Annotated in this window: 25 protein-coding genes; 17 read left to right on the top strand and 8 right to left on the bottom strand. The window is 62.0% G+C overall.

Annotation, left to right across the window (positions count from 1 at the left end; all coding sequences use genetic code 11):
* Window positions 1-493: 493 nt before the first annotated feature.
* On the bottom strand, window positions 494-1,300 hold the full coding sequence (locus BVU17_06035) for a transcriptional regulator (GenBank protein AUG47107.1): 807 nt from the start codon (window positions 1,298-1,300) through the stop codon (window positions 494-496).
* Between the two features lie 523 nt (window positions 1,301-1,823).
* On the opposite strand from BVU17_06035, the gene BVU17_06030 reads away from it, so the two are divergent.
* The 7 genes from BVU17_06030 to BVU17_06000 all read left to right on the top strand — a co-directional run bounded on the left by BVU17_06030 (window position 1,824) and on the right by BVU17_06000 (window position 9,414).
* A complete protein-coding gene (locus BVU17_06030) occupies window positions 1,824-2,549 on the top strand; it encodes a hypothetical protein (GenBank protein AUG47106.1) in 726 nt (241 codons plus the stop codon).
* A gap of 239 nt (window positions 2,550-2,788) precedes the next feature.
* Window positions 2,789-3,301: a copper-binding protein gene (locus BVU17_06025; protein ID AUG47105.1), complete on the top strand. Its 513-nt coding sequence runs from the start codon at window positions 2,789-2,791 to the stop codon at window positions 3,299-3,301.
* Between the two features lies 1 nt (window position 3,302).
* Window positions 3,303-5,282 carry a nitrous-oxide reductase gene (locus BVU17_06020; GenBank protein ID AUG47104.1) on the top strand — a complete coding sequence of 660 codons (1,980 nt, stop codon included), beginning with the start codon at window positions 3,303-3,305 and terminating at the stop codon, window positions 5,280-5,282.
* A 29-nt stretch (window positions 5,283-5,311) separates the two neighbouring features.
* Complete coding sequence (locus BVU17_06015; protein ID AUG47103.1) at window positions 5,312-6,103, top strand: hypothetical protein; 792 nt, start codon at window positions 5,312-5,314, stop codon at window positions 6,101-6,103.
* Window positions 6,100-7,491, top strand: a complete 1,392-nt coding sequence (locus tag BVU17_06010) for a copper-binding protein (GenBank protein AUG47102.1) — start codon at window positions 6,100-6,102, stop codon at window positions 7,489-7,491. The genes BVU17_06015 and BVU17_06010 overlap by 4 nt, the downstream gene beginning before the upstream one ends.
* Entirely contained in the window at window positions 7,478-8,473 is a 996-nt protein-coding gene (locus BVU17_06005; GenBank protein ID AUG47101.1) for an ABC transporter ATP-binding protein, read from the top strand. The genes BVU17_06010 and BVU17_06005 overlap by 14 nt, the downstream gene beginning before the upstream one ends.
* Window positions 8,470-9,414 (top strand): ABC transporter permease, encoded by a 945-nt coding sequence (locus BVU17_06000; GenBank protein ID AUG47100.1) that lies wholly within the window; start codon window positions 8,470-8,472, stop codon window positions 9,412-9,414. The genes BVU17_06005 and BVU17_06000 overlap by 4 nt, the downstream gene beginning before the upstream one ends.
* Before the next feature lie 12 nt (window positions 9,415-9,426).
* On the opposite strand, the gene BVU17_05995 is transcribed toward BVU17_06000, so the two are convergent.
* The 3 genes from BVU17_05995 to BVU17_05985 all read right to left on the bottom strand — a co-directional run bounded on the left by BVU17_05995 (window position 9,427) and on the right by BVU17_05985 (window position 12,471).
* Complete coding sequence (locus tag BVU17_05995; protein AUG47099.1) at window positions 9,427-10,323, bottom strand: hypothetical protein; 897 nt, start codon at window positions 10,321-10,323, stop codon at window positions 9,427-9,429.
* Between the two features lie 39 nt (window positions 10,324-10,362).
* Entirely contained in the window at window positions 10,363-11,466 is a 1,104-nt protein-coding gene (locus BVU17_05990; GenBank protein AUG47098.1) for a hypothetical protein, read from the bottom strand.
* Window positions 11,467-11,637: 171 nt separating this feature from the next.
* Window positions 11,638-12,471: an MBL fold metallo-hydrolase gene (locus tag BVU17_05985; protein AUG47097.1), complete on the bottom strand. Its 834-nt coding sequence runs from the start codon at window positions 12,469-12,471 to the stop codon at window positions 11,638-11,640.
* Between the two features lie 180 nt (window positions 12,472-12,651).
* Here BVU17_05985 and BVU17_05980 point away from each other — a divergent pair, with 180 nt between their 5' ends.
* Window positions 12,652-13,101, top strand: a complete 450-nt coding sequence (locus BVU17_05980; GenBank protein AUG47096.1) for a universal stress protein UspA — start codon at window positions 12,652-12,654, stop codon at window positions 13,099-13,101.
* 111 nt (window positions 13,102-13,212) lie between these two features.
* On the opposite strand, the gene BVU17_05975 is transcribed toward BVU17_05980, so the two are convergent.
* Window positions 13,213-13,611 carry a regulator gene (locus BVU17_05975; GenBank protein ID AUG47095.1) on the bottom strand — a complete coding sequence of 133 codons (399 nt, stop codon included), beginning with the start codon at window positions 13,609-13,611 and terminating at the stop codon, window positions 13,213-13,215.
* Between the two features lie 218 nt (window positions 13,612-13,829).
* On the opposite strand from BVU17_05975, the gene BVU17_05970 reads away from it, so the two are divergent.
* The 7 genes from BVU17_05970 to BVU17_05940 all read left to right on the top strand — a co-directional run bounded on the left by BVU17_05970 (window position 13,830) and on the right by BVU17_05940 (window position 22,046).
* Complete coding sequence (locus tag BVU17_05970) at window positions 13,830-15,104, top strand: histidine kinase (GenBank protein ID AUG47094.1); 1,275 nt, start codon at window positions 13,830-13,832, stop codon at window positions 15,102-15,104.
* A gap of 55 nt (window positions 15,105-15,159) precedes the next feature.
* Window positions 15,160-16,206: a diphthamide biosynthesis enzyme Dph2 gene (locus tag BVU17_05965; protein ID AUG47093.1), complete on the top strand. Its 1,047-nt coding sequence runs from the start codon at window positions 15,160-15,162 to the stop codon at window positions 16,204-16,206.
* Window positions 16,207-16,266: 60 nt separating this feature from the next.
* Entirely contained in the window at window positions 16,267-18,198 is a 1,932-nt protein-coding gene (locus BVU17_05960; GenBank protein ID AUG47092.1) for a histidine kinase, read from the top strand.
* On the top strand, window positions 18,191-18,637 hold the full coding sequence (locus BVU17_05955; protein AUG47091.1) for a two-component system response regulator: 447 nt from the start codon (window positions 18,191-18,193) through the stop codon (window positions 18,635-18,637). The genes BVU17_05960 and BVU17_05955 overlap by 8 nt, the downstream gene beginning before the upstream one ends.
* 2 nt (window positions 18,638-18,639) lie before the next feature.
* Complete coding sequence (locus BVU17_05950) at window positions 18,640-19,713, top strand: histidine kinase (GenBank protein ID AUG48843.1); 1,074 nt, start codon at window positions 18,640-18,642, stop codon at window positions 19,711-19,713.
* A gap of 96 nt (window positions 19,714-19,809) precedes the next feature.
* Window positions 19,810-21,369, top strand: coding sequence for a histidine kinase (locus tag BVU17_05945; protein ID AUG47090.1), 1,560 nt, complete (start codon window positions 19,810-19,812; stop codon window positions 21,367-21,369).
* Window positions 21,370-21,419: 50 nt separating this feature from the next.
* Window positions 21,420-22,046, top strand: a complete 627-nt coding sequence (locus tag BVU17_05940; protein ID AUG47089.1) for an RNA methyltransferase — start codon at window positions 21,420-21,422, stop codon at window positions 22,044-22,046.
* Here the strand turns inward: BVU17_05940 and BVU17_05935 are convergent.
* Together BVU17_05935 and BVU17_05930 are read right to left on the bottom strand one after the other, a co-directional pair.
* Window positions 22,043-23,695, bottom strand: a complete 1,653-nt coding sequence (locus tag BVU17_05935; protein ID AUG47088.1) for a peptidase — start codon at window positions 23,693-23,695, stop codon at window positions 22,043-22,045. The genes BVU17_05940 and BVU17_05935 overlap by 4 nt on opposite strands.
* A gap of 109 nt (window positions 23,696-23,804) precedes the next feature.
* Window positions 23,805-24,224, bottom strand: coding sequence for a quinol oxidase (locus BVU17_05930; GenBank protein AUG47087.1), 420 nt, complete (start codon window positions 24,222-24,224; stop codon window positions 23,805-23,807).
* Window positions 24,225-24,360: 136 nt separating this feature from the next.
* On the opposite strand from BVU17_05930, the gene BVU17_05925 reads away from it, so the two are divergent.
* Window positions 24,361-24,711, top strand: coding sequence for a transcriptional regulator (locus BVU17_05925; GenBank protein AUG47086.1), 351 nt, complete (start codon window positions 24,361-24,363; stop codon window positions 24,709-24,711).
* A gap of 46 nt (window positions 24,712-24,757) precedes the next feature.
* A complete protein-coding gene (locus tag BVU17_05920) occupies window positions 24,758-25,084 on the top strand; it encodes a hypothetical protein (GenBank protein ID AUG47085.1) in 327 nt (108 codons plus the stop codon).
* Window position 25,085: 1 nt separating this feature from the next.
* Here BVU17_05920 and BVU17_05915 read toward each other — a convergent pair whose 3' ends face one another.
* Complete coding sequence (locus tag BVU17_05915) at window positions 25,086-26,132, bottom strand: glycosyltransferase, TIGR04182 family (protein AUG47084.1); 1,047 nt, start codon at window positions 26,130-26,132, stop codon at window positions 25,086-25,088.
* Between the last annotated feature and the right edge of the window lie 224 nt (window positions 26,133-26,356).

Raw genomic sequence — 26,356 nt, 5'->3', positions numbered from 1 at the left:
GTGAGAAGTGCTTGCGGGATTATGGGCCAAACTCTCGCTGTCTATGCGGAAGATTTCGCAAAATCGAACTTGGTATATTCAATAGAAAAAGCGACACTGAGCCGATAAAAGTGGACATGACCGCGAAGATATCGACGCGTGTGTGCTGTGATCTAATCTACGTACCGAAGAGAGGGTGGATAGACTTTTTGACCAAATCAAAAATAAACAGAGCACGGCGGTGGCAGACTCCCGTCCATGAGCATACCACCTAGATTCCCCTGTGAGACGCCGGAGACAGCCTGTAGGCCTGCTGTCGGGCTGGAGACGCCCATCCAAGGGTCTTCCTAACGGTGGTACGACTGTTATTGTGGTTCAGTCACCGGGAGAATCGCTCCGTTCCGCAGTCACAGTCGGACAGCAGAGATTTGAGGTATCCAAATCACGGAGACTGAACGCCGTTGTTGGGTAGCGGTCGTCGCCGACACAGAGCGACAGGTGTCAGACACCGCGATTATGTGCCGCGGTCGAACGACGTCATTTCGAGATTGACTTCGATGAGGTTCGCAGCTTCCATCACCATCTCGGGGATCTCAGTGTCGAAGCGGGCTCCTTTCAGACGGCTGGTCGGTGCAGTCACACTGACCGCGCCGACGACGGTCCCATCGTTGTCCAGTATCGGCGCACCGACTGCCCGGAGACCGCGGATTTCTTCCTCGTCGTTCGTCGCGTATCCCCGCTCCCGGATGGTCTCTAGCTCGTCGCAGAGCGTCTCTCGGTCCGTAATCGTGTGCTGTGTCTGTCGTGAGAGCCCTTCTCGGTCGATAATTCTCTTGACACGCTCGTCTGGGAGACACGAGAGGATCGCCTTCCCAGACGCGCTGTCGTGGAGATGCTGTGGTGCTTCCCGCAGCTGGAGGTGATAGTCCATCCCGACGGCATGCTCCCCTCGCCGCTCGTAGATGGCGACTTCGCGCCCGTCGTTCTCAACGACCAGATGGACGTACTCGCCGGATTTGTCCGCCAGCTTGTCCACTTCCTCTTGGCCGGCGGTATAGAGTTCCGTCTCGTTTCGGACGTGTTCACCCATCGTGACGAACCGAAAGCCAAGCTGGTACGTGTCGTCGTCCTTCGAGAGAAAGCCGCAGTCGGTCAGCGTCGCAAGATACGTGTGAAGCGTTCCCTGGGAGAGTTCGATTCGCTCGCTCAACTCCTGCAACGTCGCGCTATGTGACTCCTGAACAGCTTCAATAATCTCACAGGCGTTCTCCACGGACTGTATCCGTCGGCCCGTGTTTTGTGTGTCGGCGTCGTCGGTCATTACCCGAGTAGAGTTGCCGTCATTATTTAAAAACCCGGATGTGAGCGATGTGCGGCCAGAGCAATCGCTCAGCCGCTACCAACTGACTGGTAGCAATACTTAGCACCGCAAAATTGCCCGCAACCAATTGACTGGACGACAGGACCGGAATGTATCGAAATGTGTATCTCTGGGAATATGGATCCAAATGAGATTTCTCTATCTCATTATGCCGAGTTTATATAGATATAATTCAATACCACTAACGAATACAGCATTACTATTTCAAAAATCCGTGTTACGGATTTACTGGTGCATATTTGGTCGTATATGGACATACTCAGATATACCTGCCGGAAAACTAGATAAATCATGCCAGTTCACCGAGGCGCCTGGTATTCTATGAGGATTGAAAATACCAATATATCGAAACCGCACGATGGCCCCGGCAACGACGCCGGGACTATATAAATAGCCGTCCGGAACAGAGCGGTGTTGTCCGGTAACTAAAACACTTATTGTTGTTACCAGACGATACACTAGCATGGCAACGACGCCTGCGCAGGACGGCGCGCAGTGGTTCCTGCACACATGGCGAGACCACATCCTCGAGCCGGTAGAGACGGCTCTCACTGTGCTTGACGAGGAGCATACTGAACTTGCCGCCGAGCAGGCTGGTCTCGAAGAATTCCTGCAGCGCCTCCGCGCCCTCGACCCCGTTGAACAGCCCTCCTCCCCCGTCGGTCCGCGAAGCCGACAACCCGCACCCGACCCCGTCAAAGCGCTACGAGACGCTTACACCGACACGGTGCTAGCTGTCGACCACTACGAGTCAGTGTACGATGAATCGCTGGTCGAAAACGTCGCGATCGAGTTTGGACAGGACTACGCAGCACTATTTCACCCTGAGACGAACGTCGGATTTTCCCCGCCGCTCAAACGGTCACTCGTAGCTGCGGCTGAGCAAGCAATCGACGAACGGACGTCGCTGGACCGCGCTGTCAAAATCGAACAAGAATCGATACAGGAGTACCACGGCAGTCTGCAGGAGATTATTGAGACACTCGACAGTACGGTCGTGCCCGAGTGGTATCGTGAAACGTTCCAGAGCGACATTGCTGCGATTTTACAGGACCGGCAGGATCAACTCCACTCTAGCGTTCACCGGTTCGAAACACACGAGTTCTGCACGTATATGTACGAAGACCAACTCTGGACGTATCCGGTGTTGACCAGTCTCGCACGGCTACAAGAGTCTGTGGACAGTTGAACGAAGGCGGTGCCTACAGCAGACCGTGTCACCGAAGCGCGGTGCATCCGACGCCGGCACCCACCACCCACCCCAGAGAGTACGGAGACGATTGCACAGTTGTTGTACTCTGCGGCGATGTTCGCGAGTAGTTACCATTCACTATTTACCGACGAACATATTCGCCCCACTTCCTGCGAAATGAGAGTGCGGGTCCCTATATATACAGGTAGGTCTTCGAGTTGCAGCCGTGAGCTACCATGGAAACACGTAGAACATTCGTTCGCGGTCTGGCTCTCGCGGCTGGAGTCACACTAGCTGGCTGTTCATCAGGCGGCGGGTCCGACAGTGGCAGTGACGGCGACTCGGGTAGCGGCGGTGACGGCGCAGACGGCGGTGAGACCGAGTCCGGCGACGGCGGGAGCGGCTCCGAGTGGGCCGAGACAAGTACTGTCGAAATGACGGACGGACTGGCATACGAGCCAAAGAAAATCAAGGTCGAGGCAGGGACGACAGTCACGTTCGAGAACGTCGGTAGCATCGGCCACACGGTGACGGCCTATGAGGACAAGATTCCCGATGGCGCGGATTACTTCGCCTCCGGTGGGTTCGACTCCCTGCAGGCCGCGAAGGACGGCTACAGCAACGGGCAGAAAGGAAATATCCCGAAAGGCGAGAGCTACGAGGTCACGCTGGAGACGACCGGAACGTACGAGTACTACTGCATCCCCCACGAGATGAACGGGATGGTCGGCACAATCAAGGTGGTCTGATATGAGTGAAAACGAGACTCCCCGCGACCCGAACGAAGTCCTCGAAGAGTACGAAGAAACGCTCGACTCGGTACTGGCTGATGTCGAGTCCCCGGATGAGACGGCTGCAGACGACGACATCTCGCTGGGACTGCCCGGCCTCTCGCTCGGTCGCCGAGACTTCATGAAGGCCGGCGTAGCCGCTGGTGCGATGGGCTCCGTTGCGGGCTGTTCGGCGCTGACCGGCGGCGATGGCAGCGCCGGCAGCCAGTCGACGCCCTCTGGCAGCGGCGCGAGCCACACGGTCGAACCGGGCGAACACGACGAATACTACGGCTTCTGGTCCGGCGGCCACTCCGGCGAACTGCGGGTCATCGGCATCCCGTCGATGCGCGAACTCACCCGCATTCCGGTGTTTAACACCGACTGTGCGTCGGGCTATGGTTTCACCGATGATACCAAGGAACTGCTCGAAGAGAGCGGCGGCTACTCCTGGGGTGACAACCACCACCCGAACCTCTCGGAGACAGACGGGGACTACGACGGCGAGTACCTGTACGTCAACGACAAGGCGAACGGTCGCATCGCCCGCGTGAACCTCACGTACTTCGAGACGGACGCCATCACGGACGTGCCGAACATGCAGGCCATCCACGGCTGCTGTGTCCTCTCGCCGGACACGAAGTACGTGCTCGGCAACGGCGAGTTCCGCGCGCCGCTGCCCAACGACGGGACCGACGCCAAGAACCCGGACAACTACACGTCGCTGTTCGTCGCCGTCGACCCCGAGTCGATGGAGACCCAGTGGCAGGTCAAGGTCGACGGCAACCTCGACATCGTCGACACCGGCAAAGAGGGTCGGTGGGCCATCTCCTCGGCGTACAACAGCGAGGAGGCCACCGACATTCAGGGCATGACGAAGGACGACCGGGACAACGTCAAGGCCTTCGACATCCCGGCCATCGAGCAGGCCGTCGAGAACGGCAACTACGAGGAAGTCAACGGTATTCCGGTCGTCGACGGCACGCAGGGCAGTTCGCTCAATCAGGGTGACCGCCCCATCGTGAAGTACATTCCGACGCCGAAAAGCCCCCACTGCGTCGAGGTCGGACCCAACGGCGACTACGCCTTCGTCGCGGGGAAGCTCTCGCCGACGGTGACGATGATCGACTTGGAGGCACTGGCCGATTCCTCCGACCCGGAGGACGTCGTCGCCGGGCGACCGCGCGTCGGACTCGGCCCGCTGCACACTACTTTCGACGGCAACGGCCACGCCTACACGTCGCTGTTCATCGACTCGCAGGCCGTCAAGTGGGATATTCAGGCCGCCGTCGAGGCCGAGGAGGGGTCAGAAGACCCCATCATCGAGAAACAGGATGTCCACTACAACCCGGGCCACATCCAGGCGCTGGAGGCGATGACGACCGATCCCGACGGCGAGTGGCTCGTCAGTCTCAACAAGCTCTCGAAAGACCGGTTCCTTCCGGTCGGCCCGATTATGCCCGACAACGACCAGCTCATCCACATCGGGCAGGGCGAGGCGGAGATGGAACTGGTCGCGGACCACCCGGCCTACCCCGAGCCACACGACTGCGTCTTCGCCCACAAGGACAAGATAGACGCGAAGAAGGTCTACGACAAGGCCGACTACGAAGAGACCTACATCACCGAGGAGGACTCCGGCGTCGAGCGCACGGGCGAGAACAGCGTCCACGTCAAGATGACGACCAAGCGCTCGGAGTTCGGCCTGCCGGACTTCACGGTCCAGGAGGGCGACGAGGTGAAACTGTCCACGACCAACATCGAGGGCGTGCAGGACATCATCCACGGCGTCGCCATCCCCGAACACGACATCAACTACGCCGTGGCCCCACAGGACACCCGCGAGGTCACGTTCACGGCTGACGACCCTGGCGTGTACTGGATCTACTGCACGTACTTCTGTAGCGCCCTGCACTTAGAGATGCGCAGCCGGATGATCGTCGAACCGGCGGAGGGGTAAGTCACGATTCACCTCGGAGGTGTCCAGCCATGCAACGACCCACCCTTGACGACTTCCGCGAGATCAGGCGGGGCCTCCCCGTGGTAGCGGCGCTGCTGTTCGTCGCGGCGCTCGCGTTCCCGATGTGGCGCATCAGCGTTGATGCGGTGCAGTACCCGAGCACGACGCTCCGCGTCTCTCTGTACGCCTACCCGCACCTGGCCGGGGATTTCACCGAGATGGCGCGACTGAACCACTACGTCGGGTTCTACTTCCCCGACCCGGTGTTAGTCGAGCCCAACTTCCCCGTTGAGGAGAACGCCATCGACGTGCCCGAGTGGGCGCTGGGTCCGGTGGCGTTCATTGGCGTGTCGCTGCTGTCGGTGTTCGTCGCTGTCGCACCGACTACCGAGAAACTCAAACGCGGCCTGAAATACCAGTTCGGCGGCACCGTGTTGGTGTTCACCGTGATGCTGGCCGATATCCAGTACCGCCTCTGGCAGGCTGGTCACACGCTCGACCCCGGAGCGCCGGTGATGGGCGTCGACGGCTTCACGCCGCCACTGTGGGGGCAGTACCAGGTCGCCAATATCACCAGCGTCTCCCGGTTCGGCCTCGGCGCATACATGGCCGCCACAGCTGTTGGACTGCTTGCGGTTTCGTACTACTACCGCGATCAGGCCGCGACGTTCAGCGAACTCCCGGCCCGATTCCGTAGCGGGCTCACCGGGCTTCCCGACGCCGTTCGGGACCGTGACGGCGACACCGACGACGAGGGAGACGCCCCGCACCGCCCGACGACCACTGCGGCTGAACCAAACCACCCGGAAACACACTCATGATCCCACTGTCCCACGATTCCGAGCGTGTGTTCGCCATCGGGACCGCAGCCCTGCTCGTGCTGTCGGTCGTCGCTGTCGGGATGGCCAGCGCCGGCGAAGCCGACAGCGCCCGCGACAGCCTCAACTTCGACCCCGACGTGCCTGACACCGACTCGTTCACCGCCCCATCGGCCGAGGGGACCGCGACGGTCGACGGCGAGACCTACGACAGCGCGCAGGCGGCGGTCGATGCCGCGAGCCCCGGCGATACCGTCACGCTCGACGGTCGCTTTGACGAGACGCTCGTCGTGACAACGCCGAACGTCACGCTGGCCGGGAGCGGTCCCGGATCGGCGCTGCTACACGGCGACGGCGACGGCGATGTGCTCGCCGTCGAAGCACGGGGCGTCTCCGTGACGGGCCTCTGGGTCCGAAACAGCGGCTACAGTACCGCCGACAACGACGCCGCGATATTCGTCAACGCAAGCGAGGTCTCCGTCCGCGACAGCCGCGTGACCGACATGACCTTCGGTATCTGGCTCAACGGCGTCGACGACACCGAGATACGGAGCAACACCATCGTCGGCCGCGAGGAGATACGGCAGTTGACCAAGCGTGGCAACGGTATCCAGATATGGAAGACCGAGGACAGCGTCATCCGGAACAACGACATCACCACTGTCCGGGACGGACTCTACTTCAACTGGGCGAAAGACGTCAACGCCAGCGAGAACACGATGTGGGACCTCCGGTACGGGGTCCACTACATGTACTCGGACGACTCGAACCTGCGGAACAACACCGCCTTCGACAACGACGTCGGGTACGCGCTGATGGTGTCGAAACACCTCGTCATCAAGGACAACGTGGCGGTGAACAACAGCGGGCAGTCCGGCCACGGGATCCTCGTCAAGAGCATCGACGACACGGACATCCGCGGCAACCACCTCGTCAACAACGAGAACGGGCTGTTTGTCTACAACTCCGTCAGCAACCGCATCGTCGATAACCTCGTCGTCGGTAACGATATCGGCGTCCATATCGCCGCAGGGAGTACCGACGGCACCGTGACCGAGAACAGTTTTATCCGCAACGACAGGCCGGTCCTTGCGGTCATGAGCGACCAGGTCCACTGGAACGAGAGCGTCGGGAACTACTGGTCCCGGGCGAACCCGACCGACATCGACGACGACGGCGTCGGCGACACGCGCTACCAGCCAGCCGGGACCGTCCAGCAGGTCACCGCCGAGAAGCCCGCCGCGCGAGTGTTCGCAAGCAGTCCGGCCTTTGATGCCGTTCGGCTGGCCGAGTCGTCCGTGCCGGTCGTCCAGTCGCCCGGCGTGGTCGACGCCCGTCCGCTCACCGAACCGCCCCACGAGGACTGGAGGAAATACTATGAACGTGATTGAAGTCGACGACGTATCGAAAGCCTACGGCGACGTGCAGGCGCTCGACGGACTGAATCTCTCGGTCGAACAGGGGACGACCCTCGGCGTGTTCGGCACGAACGGTGCCGGCAAGACGACGCTGTTCAAGCTACTCGTCGGGCTGAACCGGCCTGACGATGGCAGCGTCTCCGTCGCCGGCGCGGACCCGACCGGCGGTACCACCGTCCGCGAGCGGGTGCGCTACCTGCCGGAACACGCCGGCTTCCCGCCGAGCCTGACCGGACGCGAGATACTCCGCTTCCACGCCCGGATGCGCTCGGTACCACGGGAAGACCGGAGCCACCACGTCGAGCGCATCCTGCACACCGTGGGACTCGCAGACGCCGCGGACCGCCGCGTCGGCGGCTACTCCAACGGGATGAACCGACGGCTCGGCCTCGGCACTGCGCTCGTCGGCGAGCCGGCCGTGCTGATCCTCGACGAACCGACCGCGGGACTCGACCCCGACGGTATCCGGGCGTTCCACGAGGTTGTGGAGTCGCTGGCGGCGGAGACCGACGTGACTATCGTCTTCTCCTCGCACGCGCTCGGGGAGATTCAGCGGCTCTGCTCGGAGGCGGTCATCATCGCGGACGGACAGGTGGCGACTGCGGGGCCGGTCGAAGAGCTTCGCCGCGCCGCCGCCGACGAGGTGACAGTGTCGCTGTCGCTCACGTCTGAGGCGGCTGCGAGCGACGTGGCAGGCATGCTTCGAGACTACGAGGGTGCGTCGAGTGTCAGCCGCGGCGGCGTCGACCTGACTGTCACCACCGCCCCCACCGACGCCTACGACCTCCTGACGGCCGTCGGCGACAAGTACGATATCGACCGTTTCGAGGTCCGCGAACCGGGTCTCGAAGCCGCATTCCACGAGGTCGTCGGGGCGGCCGACGGCGACGAGCGCACCGGTTCCGACAGCACTGCGGCTGCGGCCGCCGAGGACTCGGGAGGCGAGCCGGCATGATGGGAGACGACTCCTCGACAGATCCGACACCCGACGGCGGCGTCGTCGCGGCCGACGCTCCGGGTACCCGGCTGCACGATGGCGGTACCGAGGGAAGCACGACCACAGACGCTGCCGACGAATCGGCGTTCGCCCGACTTGCCGACAGCAGCCTGTTCACCATCGCGCGCCGTGAGTACCGGCTGGCCGTCCGGAGCCGATGGGCGCTCGGCGTGGCGCTACTGTTCGGCCTCTTTACCACCGCCGTCGTCCAGTTCGGGGCGAGTTCAGTCGGCCCGGGTCGCTTCGACGCGGTCATTGCGACCATCGCGGAACTCGGCGTCTACCTCGTCCCCCTGGCCGCGCTGGCGGTCGGTTACGACGCCATCGTCGGGGCCGACGAGCGCGGCTCGCTCGAACTCCTGCTCGCGCTCCCGGTGACGAAAGGCCGTGTCGTCGTCGGCACTGCCATCGGCCGGGCGGCGGTGTTGTCCGGCGCGATGTTGCTCGGCTTCGTTCCCGGCGCACTGTTGACCGTTCGCTATCTCGGTCTCGCCAGCGTCGGCCAGTACGCGGCCGTCGCCCTCGCCGCGGTCCTGACCGCCTGCGCGATGCTCGGCGTCGCGGTACTGGTCTCGACGGTCGCACGGACGAAAACACACGCACTCGGTGCCGCGCTGGCCATCTGGCTGTGGGTCGCGCTGTTGCACGACCTGGTCGCGCTGGGGGCCGTCGCTGGGTTCGACCTCGGGTCCGGCGCTATCGCCGCGGCGATACTGCTCAACCCGGTGGACTGCTTCCGCGTGCTCGCGCTCTCGCAGGTGGACGTGGTCGCCGGCGGCTTCGGCAGCGTGCTGGCACAGGCCGGGCTGACTACGCCGATGGTCGCCGCGGGGCTCCTGGCGTGGGTCGTCGTGCCCGTCGGCGTCGCGGCAAAACTCATCGAGCGGCGGCGTCTCTGAGACGACGGCGTCTCAGACCGATTGCAGCGCCGTCTCTTCGGGGTCTTCGAACAGACTGGCGACCTGTTCCGTCGTCTCGGTACGCTCGTGGGCGTTCTCCAGCAGCACGGTCTCACTGGGGAACAGCCGCTCGCCGAGTTCGAGGCCGTGATCGCGTGCAGTCGATCCCGTGACAGTAAGGTAGACACCGATACCAGTCGCCGCAATATCTTCTTCTTCCTCGCCGCCTTCGGTGGGATACGTAAAGGAGACACCATCGAGTGCGCTCGTCCCGAGGACGGCTTCGACGAGCCGTTCGTACCGCGGTGAGATACACAGGTCGCCCTCGTAGTTGGTGACGAAGGCCCGGTCGAGAGGACCGTCCTGTGCATCGATGACATCCGGCGTCGCAAGCAGCGTGTGGTACACTGTATCGCCCAGCCCGGTTACGACCCGTACGTCCGTATCAAGCGGGTCGATACGGTCGTTGATTTCGTGGATGGCGGTCAGCGGGTCGTCCCGAAGCTGGACGACTTCTTCGAGTACGAGGTCGGCGCTGTCGAATCCGAGCGCGAACTCATGAGTCCGGAGCGCCCGGAACGGCTCCTCGCGGCCGACCAGTTGGACATCACCGTACGCTGTCGGAATTGTGACGCTGTCGAAGACGATCCGTCGAGGCATCCCGTCGCGGTCGTCACGGAGCAGCGTGTACTCCGGCCTGTATGGCTCATCAAGCGAGGAGTAGTCGCTGATGCGATGGTACACGTCGGCGACCGCGTCTTGGTTGCCCTTGGTGACAGCCTTCTCGTAGCGAAGCGTCGAGATGATATCGTCGACCAGCTCGGTCGTCCCTGTGCGCCCGGCGAGTCGCTCCAGCACTGCTTCGAGGGGCCGGCCTTTGCGCGGCACAGCCACTCTCGTCGTCGTCATTATGCAGGCACAGACGGGGGACCGGTAAAACGAGTTCGGTTAATCGCCGCCGCCGATAACCGACGACAGCTGTTCGCGCCACTGTTTGAGTTCCTCGATTTCCGATTCGGTTTCGTCGATCCGGTCGGCGAGGTCACCGTCGTCGATTTCCGCGCGGACGGCTTCGATGTCGTCTTCGAGGTCGTCGAGCTGCCCTTCGACACTCTCGACTTCCTCGGAGAGGTCGTCGACCTGATCGGAGGCAGACGTGGCTGTCTTCGTCGCCGACTGGACTTCGTCCTGGAAATCCTCAAGAGCCGCTTCGAAGGAGTCGAGACGCTCGCCGAACTCCTGGATCATGTCCTCGCCGGTACCGTTCTCTTCGAGGAATTCTTCGAGCGCGTCGGTGTACGCACGGAGGTCCGCGACGTCGCTCTGGATGCGCTGGATCCGGGCGTCGTTGACGCCGCCGGTGTTACCGTCGTCTTCATCTTCGGAGACGGCGTCAAGCGCACGCTTGAGTAGCTTCACGTCTTCCGGGGAGACGTTCTGATCCCGGATTTCCTGTGCCATCGTCGCGACAACAGCGCCGGATTGGACCTCGGAGTCTGCCGGTGCAGCGTTGCTCGCTTCGGGGGCTTCGACGCCTGAATCCGGGTTGTTCGGGTCCGAGAGGTCGAGGGTCTCGATGTCTTCGTCGTCATCGTCTTCGAGGCCGGGAACGCTGTCGGCGTCACCGGCGATGACGTCCCGAACAGCCTCGTCGCCGCCACCGACGAGGTCTTCCTCGTCCTCGTCTAGAGGCGGGTTCACACGCTCGATGTCGGGTTCTGTCAGGAACTTCTCGACGTCGTCAGTTCCCGTCGCACGAATACCGTAGACGGTCGTGTAGTCGGCTTCCGGTTCGAGTTCCTTTTCGAAGGCGATCCGGTCTTCGTTGATGTCCCAGTACTCACTGCCGTACTCGGGGTGAAAGCCCAGGTCTTCGACGGCGACATCCGCCGGCACGGTGTCGACCAGCCTGACTGTCACCGGAACGGACCGTCGCGACGTGAGATTAAATGCTATGGCGGGCACGGGAAACTCGTCCGCCTCGAACCGCTTGGTCACTGTCACGCCATCTGCGGCGACAGTGACTTCATCGTAGGCTTGCGAATTGCTCATGGTCTGTATGGTCTCAGCAATAGTATTAAAGGTACGTACCTGACCAACATTTACGCCTTTTTTCTACAACCTATCAGTTAATATAATCTATATACATACGTTCAGGAACATGAACAGGGCGTGATCCCGGAAGTCAGGGCAGGCCGTCCGTGTGCCACTGGCAGGCCGCTCTCAGTCGAGATCGTACCGGTCGCCGATTTCAACTATTGAAAGCGCCGATGGATATGCGAAGCTGTTGGCGTGGTTGTGCAAGACGGTCGGCTCCGTGGTCATCCCCTTCCACATATCCCAGTGGGTCGGGACAAGGGTGTCAAGCTGGAGTTCGTTCGCGGCTTCGATGATCATGTTCTCATCGTTATACCACTGTGTTCGCGTGGGTTCGCCGGTTTCCTTGTCGTCGATCATCCCGACCGTTCCGAACGCGAGGACGCCGACATCGATGTCGTAGCGCTCGCCGATAGCTTCGAATTCGCCGGGACGGGCGTCGCCGCCGTGGAAGAACGTCCCGGAGTCATGTTCGAACACGTACGACACCGGATGCTCGGCGTCGGGGTCGTTGGCCGGTTCGACGTGGACGGTCACGTCACCGATATCGAGCGTGTCGCCCTCCGTGACCTCGTGGAGTTGATCGTCAGTAACGCTGTAGTTCTCCAGCCACGCCTCCTCGCGGATGACGTCGTGACCGCTGTCAGTGGTGTAGTAGTCCGCGCCCGTCCCGGCGAGAATCGGGGCCTGAGACGGCCCGTGAACGTGGTCGGTGTGTTCGTGGGTGCCCAGAACGGCGTCACACTCAGTGATGTCCTCAGGGTTGAACGGCACTGGAACCATCCGGACGGTTCGCGGCGGGTCGCCCGTACCGAGGTACGGGTCAATGAAGACGGTCGTCCCGCCGCTCGATTTCACGATGAAGCCGTTGCAGCCAAGATACCAGATCGCCAGCCCGTCAGGCGTCGCCGACTCCACCGCACGCGGGAGCCAGTCGTCCCAATCAGATTCGACTGTCATGCCGGGAGATGCCACGCCCGGTCGCTAAGGTGTTTCGAAGACGCTGTGCCGGGGCCGCTGGATGCTGTACGGATGGTTCGGCCTGACATCCGGACCCAGTTCCACGATGGTCGTAGTGTCTCCCGCTGTCTGAGAACGGAGCCCTCAGTTTATTTCCCACCTGAGAGAAATGTGACCTGTATGTACGATCATATCCTCCTCGCATCGGATGGGACAGCAGCGTCAACCAATGCCGAATCCCACGCAATTGCCCTCGCAGCGGAACACGATGCGGACCTCCACGTGCTGTATGTCGTCGACGAAGACGTGTACACGGCCTACAGCGGCGACGAGTACGTCGACGAGTCGGAAGGACCGGAACACGGCCTCGAAGAGACGGGTCAGGAGACGCTGGCCCGGATACAGGCCGACGCAGAGTCGGCCGGCGTCGACGCAACGACGACCCTGAAACACGGACGGCCAGCCGAGTCCATCATCGAAACCGCCGACGAGGCGGACGTCGATCTGCTCGTACTCGGGACGAAGCGGCGGCCGGCGGAGTACCGGAGCCTTCTCGGCAGCATCACAGACAAAGTGCTCAGGCTGAGCGAACGACCGGCGGTCGTAGTGAAAACTGAAGTCGAGGAGTAACCGCCCAGTCAGTCGAGTGGACCGCTGACTGGCGATAGCTGGCGGCGGTATCGCCGCTTCTGACCAGCTGCCTCAGGGTCAGCAGAACCGCGACCGCAAAAATCCCGGTGTTCAGTCCTCGCAGCAACCGCCGGCTTTCTGCCCGAAGTCAACGGCCAGTTCCTCAGAGACAATCTCGTTGAGTTCCTGCAGGCGCAGTTCGAGTTCGTTCTGAGCCTCCAGATAGTCGCTCATTACCGGGATGTCGTGGAGTTCCTCCTGCTTTTGCTGGACTTTCCGGAGGTCTTCCTGCGAAGCGTTCCCGGTCTGACGGGCGAGCATGAATTCCTCTCGGATCTGCTCGAACTCCTTGATAGCCGCCTGCGCCTCGTCGTGGTTCTCGACGGCGTCTTTCGTCTCCTTGAATCGCTGGTACACCGGCAGCTCGGCGATTGCCTCGCCGAACTCTGTAGCGAGCGCTTCGACGTGGTCACCGTCGATATCAGCGGCGGTATCGGTCTCGATGCTCATCATCGTCGTGTATGGGCTCGGGCGGTATAGGCCTGCCGAAACCGGGTTGTTCCGGCCAGGACCGTCGCTATACTGATCGGGCTGTAGCTTCACCCGCGGGAAAGGCGACCCAATCCAGTTATCAACTCGCATAATCGGTCGAAAACGGTATATCCGTTTCCGAGATATCACCCACAATGGCGGAAACTGCACCTGAAAGCGGTCTACTACCAGAGTCAATGGACAACAGCGGAGAGTTCTGGCTCCATGCGTTCGAGTCGCTTGTCGCGGATTTACCCGAGCCGGCGTTCGTGGTTGATGCGGACGGCGATATCACACACTGGAATCAAGCAGTGGCAAACATTCTCGGCCTTCCGGCGAGTGAGGCGGTCGGGATGAACGCCTACGATGTGTTTGGCACAGAAGGTCAAGACGAGACGCTCGCTCAGGAGGTCATCAGGACAGGGGAGCCAGTCCGCGAGGACGAGTTCCGCTCCGCCGAGCGGCCCGACGGGACGATGGCCCACGCGCGGGCGGTTGCTGTCCCACTCATGGGTCCCGGCGGGGAGGCTATCGGAGCACTGGAGTTACTGATCGATTTCAGCGATATCGTTGAACAGCGCGAAGCGCTCCAGAACCTCCAGTCACAGATGGCGACAGACGTCGAGTCGGCGGTCAGCGAAATCAGCGACTCCGCCGCAGCCGTTACCGAGCAGTCCGACGAGATCAAGGAGATGGCCGGAGAGCAGTCCGACAATCTCGACGAGGTCCAGTCCGAGGTCTCCGGATTCAGCGCCACCGTCGAGGAAATCGCCTCCAGCGCCGAGGAAGTGAGCAGCCAGAGCGGTGAGGCCAGGGAACTCGCCGAGGAATCCGTCGAAACAGCCGAGGAAACCATCGAACGCGTCGAGGATGCGACTGAGTCCGCCGAACAGGTCGCGTCGGACTCGGCGGAGCTCCGGGGCCACATCGAAGAAATCGACGAGTTTGTCGAGGTCATCAACGACATCGCGGACCAGACGAACATGCTGGCACTGAACGCCAACATCGAAGCTGCGCGGAGCAACAGCGACAGCGACGGGTTCGCGGTCGTCGCCGACGAGATCAAGGAACTGGCCGACGAGTCCAAGCAGCACGCCGACGAGGTCGAGCGTATCGTGGGGGAGGTCCGCGAAATGGCCGACGACACCGCCGAAAACGTCGAGGAAACGACGGACGCGATCCAGCAGGCGCTTACTGACCTCGAGACGGTGCTTGACAATCAGGAGGCCATTCTCGACGCCGCGTCGGAAACCGAACAGGGCATCGGCGAGGTTGCGGCGGCGACTGACGACCAGGCCGCAAGTGCCGAGGAAATCGCCAGCATGATCGACGAAATCGCCCAGCGTGCCGCCGAGGTGTCCGAGTCCATCGACGAGCTGGCTGACGAAAACGAAACCCAACATCAGATGGCCCGGGACTTAGAGGAAAACGTCGAGCGTGTCGAGCGCCGACTCGCCGAGATCATGAGGTGACTGCCCGCTCATCGAAACACGGGGGTTATGACGCTCGAACGGGTACAGGGTTTCAATGAGTCAAGAGCGGACTGACGGCGACCTCCGGAACACCGGACTGTCGCTCAAACACGACCGCGAGTGGGATTACGAGCTCGACCGAATCATCGAAGCTGTCGAGGAGCGCGACGCAGAGAAGGTGGGCCTGCAGTTCCCCGAGGGACTGAAACGCCGCGGCCCGGCCGTGGCCGACGACCTCCGCGAGGAACTGCCTGACGACGTGACGGTGTTGCTCTCGGGCCAGCCCTGTTATGGGGCCTGTGACCTCGATACGTACATGATGCGCCGGACGGACGTGTTCGTCCACTTCGGTCACTCACCGATGAAGGAGTCTGACAAGATTATCTACGTGCCGCTGTTCTCCAACGTCGACGTCTTCCCCATTATGGAGCAGGCCCGTGAGGAGCAACTCGCCGACCCCGAAGAGGACCCCGACGTGGGGCTGGTGACGACGGCCCAGCACATGAACAAGTTCGAGGAGATGCGCGAGTGGCTAGAGGAGCGCGGCTACACGGTCCACACGCGCCGCGGCGACGAGCGGCTGACCCACGAGGGGCAGGTGCTTGGCTGTAACTACGCCAGCGCCGACGTGGACGCCGACCAGATGCTGTACGTCGGTGGCGGGAAGTTCCACCCGCTCGGGCTGGCGATGGAACACCCTGAGAAGCACGTCGTCATCGCGGACCCGGTCAACAACGTCGTTACCGTCGCTGACACGGAGAAGTTCATGAAGCAGCGCTACGGCGCGGTCCACCGCGCGATGGACGCCGAGTCTTGGGGGGTTATCTTCTGTACCAAAATCGGGCAGGGCCGCTGGGACAAGGCCCAGGAAATCGTCGAGAACAACGAGAACGCATACCTCATCACCATGGATGAGGTGACACCGGACCGGCTGACGAACTTCGGGATGGACGCCTACGTCAACACCGGCTGTCCGCGCATCACGACCGACGACGGCCCGCAGTTCAAGAAGCCGATGCTCACCCCCGGAGAGTACGAGATTGCCATCGGCGAGAAGCCGCTAGAATCCCTGGAGTTCGACACCTTCCACGGCACCTGGTAGCGTTCTCAGACCTGAGAACGGCGGGAATACAGTCTTATATTCCGCCAGCCGAATCTCTGTATGGCTTCTACGGAGGACACTACTCTTTTCCGCGACGTTTTCGAGGTGAACCCGGACCCGATTATGATCCACGACGCCGACACTGGGACTGTTGTCAGGGCTAACGAGGCAGCGGGCGCGTTGCTCGGGTGTCCCCCGGCGGATGTCGTCGGGATGCACGTCGGCGAGTTCAGCCCGCCGGGGTTCTCGACGGCGGACGCAAACGCCCTGATTGCGGAGGCAGCCACGTCGGGGTCGACACAGGTCGAGTGGACGACAGAGGGTCCGGATGGGGAGAGCCGGCGGGTCGAAGTGTCGCTCGAGCGCGCCGTTATCGACGACGTAACTCGTGTTGTGGCGTTCATTCACGATGTGACCGAAATCCGGCGACAGGAACGCAAACATACTGAACGGAGCCAGCAACTCCAGACACTGATCGAGAACCTTCCGGTCGTTGTGTTCACTCTCGACTCCGATGGCGTCTTCACCTACTCGGCCGGGAAGGGACTGGCCGAACTCGGTTTAGAACCCGGCGAACTCGAAGGCGTCTCGGTGTTCGAGGCGTACGGCCAGTATCCGGACATCGTCGCCGCTGTCGAGCAAGCGCTGGACGGCGAAGAGGTCCGCGTGACACAGAAAGTGGATGGCCTCGTCTTCGAGACGTGGTATCGGCCAGTGTTCGGCGATGACGGAGAACTGACGCAGGTCGTCAGCGTCGCCCGCGACATCACTGACCTCAAACAGCGTGAGGCGCGCATCGAAACACTCAGCGAAGCGACGAATGAACTGCTGTACACCCGCACGGAGCAGGCGGTCGCGGACACGGTGACACAGATCGCACAGCGCATCATCGACCAGCCACTGGCAGCGATGTGGTCCTACGACAGTGACGACGACACCCTCTATCCGATTGGTGCGACGGACGAAGCGGTCGACTTCGCGGCGGTGGAGGCAGCGTCGGATCTCCCACCGATGGGTCCCGAAAGCGACGAGAACCGCCTGTTCCACGATGGTAGTCCGACCGTCGTCGAGGACTATCAGGCGCTATCGAACCCGTCATCGCCACAGGCATCGTTGCGGACGGTGCTGTTTCTCCCGCTCGAGGACTACGGGATGCTGTGTATCGGCTCGCCGACTGTCGAATCCTTCGACAGCCACGACCGGTTCTTGCTCGATATTCTTGCGAGTACTGGGGCCGCAGCGCTTGACCGGGTCGAACGGGAGACGCGGCTCAAATCAAAGCAGACGGAACTCGAACGGTCGAACGAGGCGCTCCAGCAGTTCGCCTACATCGCCTCACACGACCTGCAGGAGCCCCTCCGGATGGTATCAAGCTACGTGGACCTGCTGGACAGCGAATACGGCGACGAGCTTGATGACGAGGCCGCCGAGTACATGGCCTTTGCCATCGACGGGGCTCGCCGAATGCAGGAGATGGTCAATGCCCTGCTCCGGTACTCGCGGGTCGAGACAACCTCAAGCGAGTTCGAGGAGACGGACCCGGACGCGGTGATCGACCGGACGCTGGACGCCTTACAGATGCGAATAGAAGAGGTAGACGCGACCATCACAGTGGGGGCACTGCCACCCGTCGAAGCCGATCCGAACCAGGTCGGGCAGGTATTCCAGAATCTACTGGAAAACGCTATCGAGTACGCCGTGGAAGCCGGCATGGAGCCACGTATCGAGGTCAGCGCAGACAGAGATGACGACGATGTTGTGTTCACCGTCTCGGACAACGGGCCGGGGATTCCGGCGGCGGACCGCGAGGAGGTGTTCGACATCTTCCACCGGGCCGGAGCCCACGACACGGAAGGAACCGGCATCGGGCTAGCCGTCTGCCAGCGAATTGTCCTGCGCCACGACGGACGCATCTGGGTCGAACCGTCGGACGACGGCGCGACGTTCAAGTTTACGTTGCCCGCGGTAACGGAGGTGTGCGGCGATGACTGAATCCAGCGAGGGACGGCCGGTGGAGATTCTACTGGCGGAGGACAATCCCGGCGATGTCAAGCTGACCGAGAAAGCGCTGGAGAAGGGCAAGGTGCTGAACAACCTGCACGTCGTCAACAACGGTGTCGAGGCACTGGCGTTCCTCCGTCAGGAAGGCGAGTACGACGACGCACCGCGGCCTGATCTGTTGTTACTCGACCTCAATATGCCACGTAAAGGAGGGCAAGAGGTCCTCGAAGAGATGAAAGACGACGAGTCGCTTCGGCGGATTCCGGTCGTCGTGTTGACCAGTTCTGAGGCGGAGGAAGACATCATCGAATCGTACGACCTCCACGCGAACGCCTATCTGACGAAGCCAGTCGACTTCGACGGCTTCGTCGACATCGTGAGCAGCGTCGAGGAGTTCTTCCTCACGGTAGTCAAGCGGCCACCGAAATGACGATGACTGAGACGATACACCTCAACGTGCTCCTCGTCGAAGACAATCCGGGCGACGCTCAGCTCGTCGAGCATCACCTGAACTCGCCAGCCGTAGCGCACTTCGTCGATGACGTGACGATTTCCCACGTCGAGTCCTTGGCGCCGGTCGGTGAACAGCCGGACACAGCCTACGACGTGGTGCTGCTGGACCTCGGACTCCCCGAGTCAACAGGGCTCGCGACACTCGACCGGGCAACCGAGATGGTCAGGGGAGTGCCGATCATCGTTCTCACGGGCATGCAGGACCGGGAGATGGCTATCGAAGCGATCAACCGCGGCGCACAGGACTATCTGCCGAAAGCGGATCTGGACGGTGACCGACTCGTGAGGGCACTCCGGTACGCAGTCGTCAGGAGCCGCCAGCAGCGTGCGATTCAGCGCCAGACAGACCAGATGGACTTCTTCAACAGCATCCTGCAACACGATATCCTCAACGGGATGAACGTCATTCGGGCACGCGGCGAACTCCTCGAAGACACGCTCGACAGCCAGGAACGCGAGTACGCGTCGACCATCGTCCAGTGGAGCGACGACCTGATCGACCTCACGGAGAAGGTCCGGTCAGTGCTGGAGACGGTCACCGACGAGGACGGGCGAAGCCACGAACACCGGGAGCTACAGGCCGTCCTCACGGCCGCGGCGGAGCGCGCCCGGTCGGTCGGTGACGACTGTACTGTCACCGTCGAATCGGAGGCCGTTACCGTCGTCGCCGACGAACTGCTCGACGACGTGTTCGCGAACCTCTTTCTCAACGCAGTCGAACACGGTGGTGCCGATGTGACCATCGATGTGACGACGAGGGTCGAGGACGGGGTTGTCACAGTCTGTCTCGCCGACGACGGGGACGGCATTCCGAGCAGCGAGGCCCGGCGCATCTTCGAGCGCGGCGAGAAGGGCTCTGAGTCCGGCGGCACCGGCTTCGGGCTCTACTTCGTGGACACGATGGTCCGGAGCTACGGTGGCGATGTCTGGGTCGAGGACAGCGACCTTGGTGGCGCAGCGTTTTATATCGAACTCCCACACGCGACTCCGTAGAGGGAATCGATTGCCACACTGTTACCGGTCAGCCGCATTTCAGCTTCTGAGAAACGGGGCCGAATGTTCAATTCCGGGGAGGTCGAGTCTCCGGCTATGAATGATCCGCTGGACGGTGCCGAGGGTAGCGACCCGGAAGAACAGGATCGCTATCTTGCGGCTATGCAGGACCTCACTGCGGCGATGGCGGCCAGCGGAACCTCGTTTCGGGAGCGCGTCGAGCCAGTTTTGGCCGTCGGTCGAGAACACCTCGGGTTTCCGAACGGACACATCGCAGTGATCGCTGGCGACAGCCACGAAATCGTCGCCAGTAGCGGTCTACAATCCACGATTACGGCGGGTGACGAGACACCACGTTCCGAGACGTACTGTAGACACACCCTCAGCGAATCCGGGATGTACATAGTCACCAACGCAAGTGAGGAAATGGCGACTGACCCTGCCTACGAGCGGTTCGGACTAGAGGCCTACGTCGGCGCGACGTTGCGGGCGGACGGGGCGGAGTACGGAACGCTGTGTTTCGTCAACGACAGCGAGTCGATTTCGGAGTTCTCGGACTGGCAGCAGACGCTGTTCGAACATCTCACGCAGTGGGTCGAAGCAGAGATCGAACGCGAGCTAGCTGTTGATACACGCGAGCAGAGCCAGCGACTGCTGGAAGCGACGTTCAACTCACCGGAGACGTTCATCGGTATTCTCAACGCTGACGGAAACCTTCTCAGGGCGAACACAACAGCCCTCGGATTCATCGACGCCGATGACGACGCCGTCCTCGGGGAACTGTTCTGGGAAACGCCCTGGTGGAACCACAGTGACGAAGTAGCGTGCCGTTGCCAGAACGCTGTTGAGCGGGCGAGTGAGGGCGAGATGGTCAGGTTCGAGGCCGAGCATGTCGGTGCAGACGGCCAGCGTATCTCGACCGCCGTCGTGGCCCGGCCGGTAATGGTCGACGGGACCGTCCAGAAGGTAATCGTCGAGGGGACGGACATCACGGATCTCAAGCGCCGCGAAGAGCAAATGGAGTTTTTCAACAGTATTCTCAGGCACGACATCCTCAACGGGATGACAGTCATCGAGGCGCGCGCAGAAACGCTGGCAGATGCACTTACTGGGACACAGGCGGCCTACGCCGAGACGATTCTGGACTGGAGTCAGGACATCGTCGACCTCACACAGAAGGTCCGGAGCGTCCTGAGCACGATGTCAGACGATGAGCTGACCGAGGCAGAGACGATAGAATTAGGGCCGGTCGTCGAAGGGGCAACGAAAAAAGCGGTTTCAATGGCTGAAGACTGTACGCTCAGAACAGACATCCATGGCGATACCGTGGTCGTGGCTGACGACCTCCTCGACGATGTCGTCGGAAATATCTTGACGAACGCTGTCGAGCACGGCGGTCCAGGCACCACAATCGAGGTGACGACGGACCGCGTCGGCTCGATGGTCCATCTTCGCATCGCTGACGACGGACCCGGGATACCGCCCGCAGAGCGTGAGGCAATCTTCGAGAAGGGAGAGCGTGGACCCGAGTCGACGGGGACAGGGTTCGGATTGTACTTCGTGTCGGTGATGGTCAACAACTACGGCGGCGACATCTGGGTCGAAGACAGCGACCTCGGCGGCAGCGAGTTCGTCGTTACGCTCCCGGTAGCATAACCAGTGGGCATTTCCAAACGTTTTTGAATGATTTCTGCGTATTTCAGGTAATGCCGACAAAGAGTGCGCTCGCCCAGCAACTCGCCGTTGTCGCCGGATTCGACAATCCGCGGGCCAGTCTCGAACAGTACCGGACTCCGCCGAATCTGGCGGCCCATCTGGTCCATACTGCGGATCTTCAAGGCGACATTCAGGGACGGATGGTCGTCGATCTGGGCTGTGGCACCGGGATGTTGGCGCTGGGTGCAGCGTTGCGGTCGCCGGCGCGGGTTGTGGGGCTGGACATCGACCCCGCGCCGCTGTCGACGGCGCGCAAAAACGAGCGGAAGGTCGGTTCGACGACCCCAGTGTCGTGGGTTCGGGCAGATGCCACCACCGCTCCGCTGTCCCCGCCTGTCGAGGAAACGACCGTCGTGATGAACCCGCCCTTCGGCGCGCAGTCGGACAACGAACACGCCGACCGACGGTTCCTCGAAACTGCTGCGTCCATCGCAGCCGTGTCGTACTCGATTCACAACGACGGAAGCCAGTCGTTCGTCGAATCCTTCGCCGGGGACAACGGCGGCGAAGTGACCCATGCCTTCGAGACGGAGTTCGACCTGCCGCGACAGTTCGAGTTCCACGAATCGGACCGTCAGGCGATTACCGCAGAAGTGTACCGCATCGACTGGACCTAGGCCGCTTGCTGGCGGCGCTCCGCAATCTTCACACGAGTCCCATCTGTCCCCGCGTACAGCCGCGAGCGGTTCCGCTCGAAGGTCAGCCCGCCGATTCGCGTCCGCGTCATGTTCGCCGGAAGCGGTGCTTGCCCGACCGTTTCATTCCCCCGTGTTACGACCACGTCGAATCCGTTCTGCCGGGCCGCCACGGTCACGTTCCGCCCGTCGAGTATCACGTCCGCCGTCGATGGCTCCGAGGTGTACGCGGTCCGAGACTGGCCCCTCTCGCGCCTGAGCTGAACCCGGTAGACGCTGGCATTGCCAAGCACCGACCAGTCCGTCCGGTTCGCGTACACCGATTCACGCCAGGTCGAGCCACCGACCGTGACACGCTCCTTGCCGTTAACTGCGAGCTGACCCGGCTGGACGGCGGCGATCCAGACCTCCCGCTCTGCACTAGCGACGATGACGCCGCTGGCGTTGACGGTTGTCTCCGCTTGCTGCGTAGGCACCCAGATACTCTCGAAGTACGCGTTCGGAACGTTCTCGTCATAGGCCACCACGTAGTCTCTGACCTCGATGCCGTCTTCGGGGAGCTGGTCCGCTTGCAGGTCGACGACGTTCGTCGGGACGGCAGCGAGACTCAGTGCACCGAGGACGACGAGCAGCACTATCACTGCGAGTGATGCCGGGTGGCGGTCGAACGACGGGCGAAGGCGCCGGTCAGAGCCGACGGTCGCGGCGGCGACGACGAGCGCGAGGAGAAACACCAGTGCCGTCCCAGCCCAGCGGAACAACCGAAACCGGCCGCTGCCGAGCGGGATGTACACCGCCCAGAGGCCCTGTGCGACGGCGAACACGAGCGTCGCAAAGAACACCCGCAACATGTCCGGGTGTTCGTCCCGGCTCCGAAGCAACGCGAGCGCCACGACGACGCCTGCGAGTATGCCGATAGCGTGCCCCTGGATAGCGATGTTCGACCACCACGGCGTCACAAACCGGGTCTGGCCAGCGGCCGTCGACACCGGATATCGGAGTGCCGAATACAGGAGGTCGAGCACGCGGGTTCCGAGAAATGCACCGAGAAACAGCGTCGGCCGCGTCACGAGCGCGAACCCGGCAATGGCAAACACCACGCCGGAAAAGCCCACAATCGGCCCGATAGCGAACACCGCGGAGAACACACCCACGACGAACATGGCGACGGGAACAACCAGAATCCTGGCAAACGGGTTCGTCCGAAGCGACGTGAAGGTCTGGACACCCCGCTTGCGAGGGTAGTGGCCCCAGACGTACTCCGCGACCGTTCCGTACACCAGTGTGCCCATGAGGTTGCCCGTGATGTGGCCCTGACTGCCGTGAGTGAACGCCCCCGTGAGCATCCCGAACGGGTAGAAGTACGACCACGTCCGGAACGGGGTCACAAGCGGGTCCCGCGGGTGCCACCATGCGCCCTGCAGGAACAGGTACACCGCCGTGACACCCGCAATTGTCACCAGCGTCCCCCACGGGACCCCAAGCAGGAGTCGCGCCCGTACACCATCGCCCAGTCGTACACCCGAGAGTCGGCGGACGGCAAGAAGGATGACAAGCACCACGACGAGGACGACCGCTTCCTGCCATGGGAGCCACGCGGGCATGGCCGGCGTCGGCAGCGACTGCATCATTCACGCACAGTTCGGGTACGCGACGGCTTATGGATGGCGACAGGTGTCACTCGCCAACAGTGACTGATGGTGCTGGGCGAAGGCAACCGACTGTGGTAGACGCGGGACCTCAGAACATAGACAGGCCGACGCTGTACGGCCACGACGTACCAGCTACCGCAAGCAGCGACAGCGCGCCGCCGGCGAGGGCGATGTTCTTGAGGAACTGCGTCATCTCGTCCTGTACCTGCTCGTCCGGGACCGCCCAGAAGTTGTGCATCATGACGGCGGAAGCGACGAGGAACGTCGCCAGCGCCCCGGCCGCGATGACGGGGTACGCGCCGAGGATGACGAGGACGCCGCTGACGAGGAGCAATCCGCCGCTCCCGTAGACCGACGCCGCGGGTGCCGGGAGCCCTTTCGCCGCCGCGTAGGGCGTCATCTGGCCGGCGTTCTGGAAGTGGTTCAGGCCCATGAAGGCAAGCACCCCACCGAACAGGAGTCGGCCCAGCAAGAACAGCTCGCCCGCTCCGGCGGACTCAAACGCCATCAGGCGCTCACCTCCATGGCCGGAGTCGTTTCGCTACGAGACTGTCGAACCGCGATTAGTGGTTTCATTACGTTACTTGGTTCGTATCCGAACCTATTTGTACGTTCCCGGACAATGGGGATACCAGGTAGCACTGATGTCATCTGAAGTATTCACTGCCGCGGACGAGGAAGAGGAGAGCGGGCCGTGTGCCGTCATCGAGTCACTGGAACAGATCGGGTCGCGCTGGCGACTGGTCGTGCTCCACGAACTCCAGAACGGCGAACAGCGGTTCAACGAACTCAAACGGGCCACCGATGCCAGTTCTCGTACCCTCTCGCGGGTCCTCGATGATCTCCAGGAGATGGACTTTGTCGACCGACGGCTCGAAGAAGACGCGCCAGTCGCGACGTACTACCGACTCACGTCAAAGGGTGAATCCCTCTGTCCGGTGTTCGACGAAATCGAGGACTGGGCTGAGGAGTGGCTGGCCGGGTGCAAGAACTGACTGGACAACGCAGACTTTTCTATCCCCCGGCCCCATCGCTTTACCAATGGGAGTACGGCCACCAGCCGATAACAGCGACGAGCCAGACGTCATCGAGTTCGGTATCGCGGCACTCGACGCCCGCCTGTCGGACGTGGACATCGAGTATCCCGCGACCGCGAGGGAGGTCCGGGACGCCGCCGGCCACATCACGGTCCCGTTCGACGCGTCGGGCCACTCGATGACCGTCGCCGAGGCGCTTGACGAGACGAACGCCACGGAATTCGACAACGAGCAGGAGCTACTCAACGATCTCCATCCGATATTCGAGCGCAAACGGGAAGCGACCAGAAACAGTCTGCTCTCCCAGCTCCGCGCGCTGGTCCCGTTCTAAACTACTCGTCGGGCTGGTGCGGAGAGACCGCTGGCGTTGTCTCTGTATCACTCTCTCCGGTACCCTCCGCGTCACCGACCGGCTGGTCGTCGAACACGTCCGCCGGCTGATCGCGGGTCTCGTGTGTGAGCTGGACAGCAATGTCCTCTAGGCGGCGTGTCTGTTCGCGGTTTACCGCCACGAGCATATCAGACAGGACGCCGAACATGAGGAGCTGAATCCCCAGCAGAATGGCGAACGAGCCGACAACTGCGATCACCTCGTGTGAGATGCTGTTGACGACCCAGTCATAGGCCACGTACGCGCCGAGGAGGAACCCGACCACAGTGCTCCCGAGGCCAACGCTCCCAAAATAAAACAGTGGATTGTTGGTCTTTGCCATCTGGTACAGCGTCAGGATGATTGTCGCGCCGTCCCGGAACGGACGGAGGTTCGTGTCGGACTCGTCGGGCCGGGGCTGGTAGGTGATCGGCACCACCGTCGTCGAGATATTGTGTTTGACACACTCGACGGCCATCTCCGTCTCGATACCGAAGCCAGAAGCCGTCAGCGAGCTCCGCTGGAAGGACTGGCGCGTAAAGGCTCGATACCCGGAGAGGATATCGGTGAGGTCCCGTCCGTGAATCGTTTCGAAGGCACTGTTAATGATGCGGTTGCCGATCTGATTCAGTTTCGTCATCGCGCCGGGTCGCATATCCGCAAACCGGTTTCCGATGACGTGGGCGGCCTGGCCTGACAACAGCGGTTCGAGTAGCCTGTCCGCCTCGTCGGGCCGATAGGTCGCGTCGCCGTCGGCCATCAGGACGTACGGCTGCTCGATGTGACGCGTCACCGCCTCTCTGACGGCCTGCCCCTTCCCCGAGCCGGACTGTTCGACGACTCGCGCGCCGGCTGACTCGGCAGCCTCCTGTGTTCCGTCGGTCGAGCCGCCGTCAATGACGAGAACGTTGGTAAAGCCCTGCTCACGAAACCCGGACACGACCGACTCGATGGTCTCTGCCTCGTTGAACGTCGGCAACAGTATACAGACGTCGTCTCGGTCGGCCATTGACTCAACGTCATCCACGCGAAGACAAATAAATGCGGGTCTGCCCGCGTGCGGGTTTTCGGTCAGATTCTCGCAGTCGCCGATAAAAAAGCGGTGACTGCCAGGAAGCGCTGACAACAGCCGTGTCAGTCGTTGCGCTGCTCGCTCATGTGCTCCCAGACCTCCGCACAGCCACAGCCGTCTTCGATGTCTGCCAGGTGATCGTCTTCCTCTGTCTGGGATGT

The sequence above is a fragment of the Haloarcula taiwanensis genome (genome assembly GCA_002844335.1).
GTDB lineage: Archaea > Halobacteriota > Halobacteria > Halobacteriales > Haloarculaceae > Haloarcula > Haloarcula taiwanensis.
This window is presented reverse-complemented; position numbering and strand designations above follow the sequence as displayed.